General features: G+C 52.6%; 1 protein-coding gene. It reads left to right on the top strand.

All coding sequences use genetic code 11. From position 1 onward, the window contains the following. On the top strand, positions 1-1,416 hold a 1,416-nt coding region (pglZ, locus tag ACOCD2_RS19900; RefSeq protein WP_419625944.1), incomplete at both ends, for a BREX-1 system phosphatase PglZ type A.

Consider the following 1,416-nt stretch of genomic DNA (forward strand, 5'->3'; position numbering starts at 1 on the left):
GAAGATTATCAGCGATCTGGTGCAGGAAGTGGTTGCGCGCACAGTGACACCAGGAGATGTTACCCGCTGGGTGCGGCAACGCCGTCAGGGGCACTGGTATGCGCAGTACCTGGATCTGTACCAGGCCATCGATTATGCCTCGCAGTTTATCCATGGTCTGGCTGAAGCAACGCTGGAAATGGATTCCCTGGCAGAGGGTATCCAGCGTTATGCACAGAGTTGGTATCGGCTGGATCTTCATTATCGCAAGTTCGTCTTTCACATACGATCAGCGGGCCAGGCGGCCCTGACTTCTGAGCTGGCCAGGCAGATCAATGATCTGTATTCAAACAACTATTTGCTGACATTGAATGATCGCTGGCAGACTCAGGTGGATGCAGCGAAGAAATGGGCAGCCAGCCCTGTCAGGCTGCAGCGGGAATTTTTCAGTGCTTGGGTGCAGCCTTTTCTGAGCAGGAACAAGAAAGTGTTTGTCATTATTTCTGACGCCTTGCGGTATGAAATTGGTGATGAGTTGCTCAGCCGGATACGCAAGGAGGATCGTTTCGATGCCAAACTGGAGCCTGTCCTTTCCATGTTGCCCAGCTATACCCAGCTGGGAATGGCGGCTTTGCTGCCCAACCAGGAGTTGGAGATACAGGACGATGGCAAAGCAACGGCCTATATCGATGGCAAGAGTTCCACGGGCACCAGTAACCGCGACAAGATTCTGAAAAGCGGCTGTGGTTGCCGGAGTGTGGCATTACAGTCCAGAGATTTTCTGCAAATGAACCGGGAAGAATGCCGTTCACTGATTCGTGAACATGATGTGTTCTATATCTATCAGAACATCATCGACAAGACGGGCGATGCCAGTGACAGTGAAGAGCGGGCATTTCTGGCTGTGGAGGAAACCCTGGAAGAGCTGGTAAAGCTGCTCAAGAAACTGGCGGGTAACAACGCCAATAATATGCTGCTGACAGCAGACCATGGGTTTATCTATCAGGATCATGCGCTGGATGAGAGTGAGTTTGTTGAAATATTCGCCAAGGGGAAGGATGTTTCCTATCTGAATCGCCGTTTCGTGCTGGGACATCATTTGGGTAAGCAGAAAGGTATGCGTGCTTTCGAGCCGGAAGCGTTGGGGCTGTCCGGGGATATGGAGGTGTTGATACCAAAATCCATCAACCGCCTGCGTGTAAAAGGCGCGGGTAGCCGCTTTGTGCATGGCGGGGCGTCGTTACAGGAAGTGGTGGTACCGGTCCTGCAAATCCACAAGAAACGCAAGAGCGATGTCAGGGCCGTCGATATTGATGTGCTGCGCGGAGGCGTGTCAACCATTACCTCGGGCCAGTTGTCCGTGGCTTTCTATCAGGCAGAGCCCGTTACCGACAAGGTGCAGCCAAGAACCTTGCGGGTAGGTATCTATAACCAGTC

This window comes from Thiolapillus sp. (assembly GCF_048562965.1).
Taxonomy (GTDB): Bacteria; Pseudomonadota; Gammaproteobacteria; order Chromatiales; family Chromatiaceae; genus Thiolapillus; species Thiolapillus brandeum_A.